Origin of the sequence: Bradyrhizobium sp. SZCCHNRI3043, from assembly GCF_032377735.1 — a bacterium.
GTDB lineage: Bacteria > Pseudomonadota > Alphaproteobacteria > Rhizobiales > Xanthobacteraceae > Bradyrhizobium.
The window spans coordinates 208,391-215,302 of record NZ_JAUHID010000009.1 but is presented as its reverse complement, the minus strand read 5'-3'; the positions used below and the strand labels follow the sequence as shown (position 1 = coordinate 215,302).

Below are 6,912 nucleotides of genomic sequence, written 5' to 3'. Positions count from 1 at the left end.
GACCACTGGCGGCACTTCTTCCTGATGCTCGGCACGATGTGGGGCATGATCGCCGCCACGCGCGCCCATCAGGCCGAAGCGAACCGATCCGCAGCGATCGGTGCGCACATCACCTCTTAGTCCTCCACCGCAAACGTCAGCCCGGCATTATCCACCAGCCGCTTGATCAGGCTGTCGCGGAGCGCAGCGCCCGGGGTCCAGAACCCGCCTTTCACGCCGGCGCCGTCGCGTAGCAGGCCGACGGCGCATTCACTAATCATCTTCGAGGTCGAACCGTAGCCGGGATCGCGGTTGCCCTTCACGGATGCGCGGACCTGGCGGCCGTCGGGGGCGATCGCGACGAAGAGAAGATTGTAGTAGCCGTTCTCGCGCTCCTCCTTCGAGGGACCTTCGCCCGGCTTCGGCGCGTTGGGGCCGGTTTTCTCGGCATTTGCCGCCATCACCTTCTTGGCGTTGGCCTCGCCCTTCTCGCCCGGCCCGGTCAGCACCATTTCGTCGTAGACGAAATCCTGACCGTAGGGAAAACCCATCAGCATGTTGGAGCGGTGGACGTTGCGGGTGTTGATCAGCGCCATCATGAACGGTGCCGTCCAGGACTGCAGATCTTCCTCATAGACGGGCTTGTTGCCCGACGGCTGCTTCGGGCCCTTGAAGCCGGGCGTCAGGGCGAACGAGTCCTTGAGGATCGCTACCAGGCTCAGATCCTTGGCGACCGCATCGAAGGTCGCCTTGGCGCTCGCCGCGGTGCCGCCCGAGAGCGTGCCGCTCATGCCGCGGACGCGGCCCTTCACGCGCGACGCTGCGGCGCCGAGCACCTTCTTGGCCTGCTGCTGCACGAAATAGACGCCGAGCTCGAACGGCACGGAATCAAAGCCGCAGGAGAACACGATGCGCGCGCCGCTGTTCTCGGCGGTGGCCTGATGCTTGTCGATCATCTGCCGCATCCACACCGGCTCGCCGCACAGATCGACATAGTCGGTGCCGGTTTCGGCGCAGGCCGCGACGAGCTCGTTGCCATAAAGCTGATAGGGACCGACGGTGGTCAGCACCAGCCTGGTCTGCGCCACCATCGCCTGCAGTGACGCGGGATCGGAGGCATCGGCCGCAATCAGCGGCGTCTCCGCGGGCGCGCCGATCGCATCGCGCACGGCCGCGAGCTTGTCGAGGCTGCGGCCGGCCATCGCCCAGCGTAGCGAGCTGTCGCCGCGATATTGCGTGGTCAGGTATTCGGCGACGAGCTGACCGGTGAAGCCGGTGGCGCCATAGACGATGATGTCGAATTTGGATGACGTCATTCTTGTTCCCTAGATCTGCTGCAAATGAGTTGCTCCGTCATTGCGAGGAGCGCTTGCGACGAAGCAATCCAGACTGTCTCTGCTGAAGGACTCTGGATTGCTTCGCTGCGCTCGCAATGACGATCACCTATTTCTTCCCATACGACACGCTCATGCCGGCGCGGACGTCGTTCTGGATGCCGTAGGGCGCGATCGGATAGCGCAGGCCGTTTTTGGCGAGCTGTTTCATGCCGGTGATCGCCCTGGCAAGATCGGCCGGCTTCAGCGCCATCAACATCTCCTCATCCGGCACGCCGCCATAGCGGCGCTCGGCGAAGCACGGCAGCGACAGGCTCGGCTCGCCGGTCTTCAGCGCGCGGCCCCAGGAGTCGGCGCAGGCGGTCTCGCCGACGACGCCCCATTCGAACTTCTTGTAGCCTGTATATTGCAGGCCGTTGATCAGGATGATCATCTGTCCCGGCGTCGCATAGACGAGGCAGATGTCCGGCGGATCGAGCCGGCCGCTCGAAAGCGGGCTGACCGCCATGGCCTGGTAGCGGCCGAACGGCACGACGTCGAGCGCCTCCTGTCGCTTGCGCGCATCTTCGGCGGTGCCGTGCCAGACGCCGACATAGTTCGCACCCTCGAGCCAGGTCTCGTCCTGCGGGCCGAGCCCGATCACGGCGCGGCACTGCGCGCCGACGAGATCGTCACCGGTGATGCCGACGGTCCAGCCGAGCCGCGCCGCCATGCTGACGATCTGGTCGGTGGTGTGCACCGCGTTGGGACGGCGGATCTTCTCGATCGCTGCCATGTCCTCGACGCGGGCGAACATTTTGATGCCGATCACGGTCGTCTTCAGCCGCAGCAGGCTGTTGAGATCGGCCACCATGGCCGCCAGATCCAGCCTGTCCGGCGCGCTCGGCTGTTGCATGTGGCGTTCCCCTCTGCCGCACCCATCGGATGGCGCGATCCGTGCGTTCGATGTCGGGCGCTTGTTAATGCCTTGCACCGGCCGAGGCCAGTATTTCTGCGCGCCGCGCTCGCACGCCATACCATGATCCTTCTCGATGTCCCTAGAATCACTTATGAATTTTTGATCCTCGGACAGGGCCCCGCGATGAGCCAGCGCGACCGGAAAGATGGCGCGACAAGCGCGAAGGCCGGCCCCGGCGGAGCGCCGGTGCTGTCGCCGGCCGCGCTCTACGAGGCCGGGCTGCATCACCTCGGCGCCGGCCAGCTGCTCGATGCGCAGATGTGCTGCGAGCAGGCGCTGGCGGCCGACCCGAACCACGCCGACAGCCTCGCGCTGCTGGGCATCATCGCACTGCAGACCGGTCAGCACGACCACGCCGTGGCGTGGTTCTCGCGCGCAATCCGGCAAACGCCGAAGATCGACTATCTCACCAGCCTCGGCTTCACCCTGAAGCAGATGGGCCGGCTCGACGACGCACTCGCGGTGTTCGACAAGGCGATCCAGCTCAAGCCCGATGAGGCCGAATTGTGGAAGCATATGGGCGGCGTGTTGCTGGCGCTCGACCGCGGGGCAGAGGCGCTGCTGAGCTATCAGCACGCGCTGACGATCGATCCCGCCCACCGTGAGGCTGCGTTCCAGAGCGGCCTGCTGCTGCATCAGCAGCAGCGCTACGAGGAGGCGGTGCGGGCCTTCGGCGTCTGCCTGACGCAGCAGCCCGACGACCTGCAGTCGCTGCAGATGCGCGCCCGGTGCGTTCGCGAGCTCAAGCTCTACGACGACTATCTGGCCGATTGCGAACGCGCGCATGCGCTGGCGCCGACAGAGCCGATGGTCTGCAACAATCTCGGTGATGCCTTTGTCTGTCTCGGCCGCAGCGCGGAGGCGCTGTCGTGGTTCGATCAGGCTCTGGCGTTGCGGCCGGACTTCGTCGAGGTGCTGCTCAACAAGGGTTTTGCGCTGCTGCAGCTGCTGCGTTTCGAGGATGCTGCTGCCGTCTACCGGCAGATTCTCGCGCTCGTCCCCGATCATCCCAAGGCGGCGTGGCAGCTCGCGCATATCGAGCTGCAGTGCGGCGACTTCGTCTCCGGCTGGGCCCGGCGCGAGGCCCGCTGGGCCATGCCGGATTTCTCGATCGACTATCCGCGCTTTGCCGAGTCCAAATGGCTGGGCCACGAGGACATCGCCGGCAAGACCCTCCTCATCGAGGAGGACGAGGGTTTCGGCGACACCATCCAGTTCGCCCGCTACGTGCCGATGGTCGCCGCGCGCGGCGCCAAGGTGATCCTGGTGGTGCGGGAGGCGCTGCGGCCGCTGATGGCCGGCATCGACGGCGTGACGCAATGCCTCGCCTACGCACCGGACCTGAAGCGGCCGGTCTTCGACATGCACTGCCCGGTGATGAGCCTGCCGCTGGCCTTCGGCACCACGCTCGATACCATTCCACCGCCAAGCTATCTCCCGCCACTGCCGGCCGAGCGCATCGCGGCCTGGGAGCGGCGGCTCCGAGCGCATGACCGGCTGCGGGTCGGTCTCGTCTGGTCCGGCAATCCGCATCAGGGCAACGATCGCAACCGCTCGATGCCGCTTGCGACCCTGCTGCCGCTGCTCGATCTCGGGGCGGATTTCATCAGCCTGCAAAAAGAGCTGCGGCCAGCCGACAAGGCCGTGCTGGCGCAGCAGAGCGGCATCCGCGACCTCACCGTCGAATTGACCGACTTCGTCGAGACCGCGGCGCTGATCTCCTGCCTCGACGTCGTCGTCACTGTGTGCACCAGCGTCGCGCATCTCGCCGCCACGCTGGGACGTCCGACCTGGATCATGCTGCCCCATCTCGCCGACTGGCGCTGGCTGCGCGATCGCGACGACAGCCCGTGGTATCCGAGCGCGCGGCTGTTCCGGCAGGACGCGAGCTGCCGCTACGAGCCGGTGGTCGAGCGCGTGCGCGGCGAGCTGGCGGCAAAGGCGGCGGGCTTCAGCAAGACGATTGCCTAGGCCGGTCCCGGAAACAGATCGTCGATGCGGCCGCGCAGGCGGTAGGCCACGAGCCCGACCCATTCGCGCACGGCGATGTCGGCGCGGCGCAGTCCGAGCAGCGAGATGCCGTCGAAGTCGAGCACGCGGCCGACGCGCCAGTCCACGGGATAGGGCTCGACCGGGAAGCCGGCCTTGCGGAACAGCCCCACCGAGCGCGGCATATGATAGGCCGAGGTCACCAGCAGCCAGCGCTCGCCCGGCTTCGGAGAGATCATCGCCTTGGAGAAGATCGCATTCTCGTAGGTGTTGCGCGACTGCCGCTCCAGCAACAGCCGCTCCCTGGGCACGCCGAGGCTGAGCAGGATCTCGGCGCCGACATCGGCCTCCTTGGCCTCTGTCGCGATCAGGTTGGCGCTGCCGCCGGTGAACAGGATGCGCGCATTCGGGTAGCGCCGCGCCAGCGCGGCGGCCTGGATCACCCGGTCGGCGCCCGCCACCGTCACCGGCATGCCGTACATGACCGACAGGTCGGAATCGACGGGACCGCCAAGCACGATGATGCCGTCCGGCGCGCCGTTCGCCGGGTCCCATTTCGGAAACCGGCTCTCCAGCGGATAGAGCATCAGGCTGCCGAGCGGCGTCAGGCCCACGATCGCCAGCAGCAGCATGGCCGAGACGACCAGCCTGCGCCCCAGCACGGCAAACCGGGTCAGCATGAGGATGGCGCCGAGCAGGCCCAGCGCGATCATGAAATTGGTCGGCAGCGCCAGCAGGCCGAGCGTCTTCGACAGGACAAAGAACATTGCGAGCTCCGGCGCGGGGTGAGGTGCCACGGCCGCCCTCATACACGACAGCCGCCATGCGTCGCCATCTCTCTGCGGCGGCCAGCAGATGCGCTATGCTCGGTCCCGAACCGGTACGAATGAGAGGACCATGGCCCATCACCATCTGCACGCGAGCCCCGAGACCTGCCATTGGGGCTTCTTCGAATCCCGGCTGAAGCCGGTGCTCACGATCGACAGCGGTGACGAGGTCACGATCGATTCGATCAGCGGCGGGCCCGACGTGGTGCCCGACACCAGCAAATTCCACGTGCCGCCGGAATTGTTCGACGTCCACGCCCGCAGCGAGCGCATGGTGCCCGGCCACATCCTGACCGGCCCGATCGCGGTCAAGGGCGCGGAGGTCGGCGACGTGCTCGAGGTCGACATCCTCGACGTCCAGCTGCGGCAGGACTGGGGCTACAATTTCATCCGGCCGCTGGCCGGCACCCTGCCCGACGATTTCCACGAGAGCCGGCTGATGAACATCCCCCTCGACAAGACCAGGATGGTCGGCAAGATGCCGTGGGGGCTGGAGCTGCCGCTGGCGCCGTTCTTCGGCGTGATGGGCGTGGCGCCGCCGCCGGCCTGGGGCCGGATCACATCGCTGATCCCGCGGGCGATGGGCGGCAATCTCGACAACAAGGAGCTTAGGCCGGGCGCCAAGCTGTATCTGCCGGTGTTCGTGCCGGGCGCGCTGTTCTCCTGCGGAGACGGCCATGGCGTGCAGGGCGACGGCGAGGTCTGCGTCACCGCGATCGAGACCGCGCTGCAGGGCCGTTTCCGTCTCACCGTGCGCAAGGATCTCAAGTTCGACTATCCGCGCGCCGAGACGGCGACGCACTACATGACGATGGCGATGGACCCCGACCTCGACCAATGCGTGGTGCGTGCGCTGCGCGACATGATCGTGCTGCTGGGCGAGAAGCGCAATCTGTCGCGCGAGGACGCCTACACGCTGTGCAGCCTCGCCGCCGATCTGCGGGTGACCCAGACCGTCAATGGCTCCAAGGGCATTCATTGCATGATCGCGAAGGCCGTCGTGCACGGGTGAAGATGGTCAGATCTGCGCAAACCAACAGCTCCCTGGGGCTATGGGTCCCGGGTCGGCGCCAGGTCGCCGCTGACGCGTCGTGGCTTGCCCGGGACGACAACGGAGAATGAGGCGAGAGCGGAGCAACTCAGGGACAAGCGTCCGCAATCCCGCGGCAGGTCATGCCCGAGCTCTGTTGCAGCATCTCACCCTCTGAAAGGTCGGAGGGCGCAGGGAAGGCCAGGCGTCGGCTGACGCCTGCGGCCCGCCTGCGAGAAAAAATGCAGGCGGCAGGTACCACAGGTGCAGCCGAGAAACGCCCGGCCTTCCCTGCGCGATGGTCTTCACGCTTATACGCAGTCTGCCTGGTGCGCCGGGCTTGTTGGCCACCATACGCGATGATGCGCTTTCGCGTACCACCGCGGGGACACCAGCATCGGGGTGTCAGCACGCTGCGACTTCACGTCCGCGCCGAGTCGTTCGTCCGCGCGACCATAAGGACACGCTGCGCTCCATCGCGGCCATCGCTCCCCGCCTCGCGTGTCGTGACGATCGCGCGCAACGCCCCTCCGGCTGAGGCGGGATGGCGACACTAAAGCACAATTTCCGGAAAAGCGAAAGAGATATTTCTGGAATGACGAATTTTCTCGCGGTGGCCGCGATGACCGTCCGCCTGCTCTGCAAAAATTTCAGCCAGGGCTCCCCAACCAGGCACCGTGGCACAACGGTGGTTGAAGAGACTGTCGGACACCGCGGCTCACGCGAATCTTCTCGGCCCGTGCTTCGCCATCGGATTCCGGCCCCGGACTCGCCGAGCGGGCGGAGAGTCACCGT

5 protein-coding genes are annotated in these 6,912 nt (G+C 66.4%); 2 read left to right on the top strand and 3 right to left on the bottom strand.

Going from position 1 to position 6,912, the window contains the following annotated elements; translation table 11 throughout:
• Window positions 1-116 precede the first annotated feature (116 nt).
• Entirely contained in the window at window positions 117-1,295 is a 1,179-nt protein-coding gene (locus QX124_RS20020) for a saccharopine dehydrogenase family protein (protein ID WP_315798050.1), read from the bottom strand.
• 127 nt (window positions 1,296-1,422) lie between these two features.
• Window positions 1,423-2,208: a DUF169 domain-containing protein gene (locus tag QX124_RS20015; protein ID WP_315798049.1), complete on the bottom strand. Its 786-nt coding sequence runs from the start codon at window positions 2,206-2,208 to the stop codon at window positions 1,423-1,425.
• Between the two features lie 186 nt (window positions 2,209-2,394).
• On the opposite strand from QX124_RS20015, the gene QX124_RS20010 reads away from it, so the two are divergent.
• Window positions 2,395-4,242 (top strand): tetratricopeptide repeat protein, encoded by a 1,848-nt coding sequence (locus QX124_RS20010; RefSeq protein ID WP_315798048.1) that lies wholly within the window; start codon window positions 2,395-2,397, stop codon window positions 4,240-4,242.
• On the opposite strand, the gene QX124_RS20005 is transcribed toward QX124_RS20010, so the two are convergent.
• On the bottom strand, window positions 4,239-5,027 hold the full coding sequence (locus QX124_RS20005) for a YdcF family protein (RefSeq protein WP_315798047.1): 789 nt from the start codon (window positions 5,025-5,027) through the stop codon (window positions 4,239-4,241). The two genes, QX124_RS20010 and QX124_RS20005, sit on opposite strands and share 4 nt — an antisense overlap.
• Before the next feature lie 130 nt (window positions 5,028-5,157).
• On the opposite strand from QX124_RS20005, the gene QX124_RS20000 reads away from it, so the two are divergent.
• Window positions 5,158-6,099 (top strand): acetamidase/formamidase family protein, encoded by a 942-nt coding sequence (locus QX124_RS20000; protein WP_315798046.1) that lies wholly within the window; start codon window positions 5,158-5,160, stop codon window positions 6,097-6,099.
• Window positions 6,100-6,912 lie beyond the last annotated feature (813 nt).

Bases quoted from the DNA above. Each gene is read 5' to 3' on its own strand.
- QX124_RS20020 (WP_315798050.1), bottom strand. From the start codon at position 1,295: ATGACGTCATCCAAATTCGACATCATCGTCTATGGCGCCACCGGCTTC.
- QX124_RS20015 (WP_315798049.1), bottom strand. From the start codon at position 2,208: ATGCAACAGCCGAGCGCGCCGGACAGGCTGGATCTGGCGGCCATGGTG.
- QX124_RS20010 (WP_315798048.1), top strand. From the start codon at position 2,395: ATGAGCCAGCGCGACCGGAAAGATGGCGCGACAAGCGCGAAGGCCGGC.
- QX124_RS20005 (WP_315798047.1), bottom strand. From the start codon at position 5,027: ATGTTCTTTGTCCTGTCGAAGACGCTCGGCCTGCTGGCGCTGCCGACC.
- QX124_RS20000 (WP_315798046.1), top strand. From the start codon at position 5,158: ATGGCCCATCACCATCTGCACGCGAGCCCCGAGACCTGCCATTGGGGC.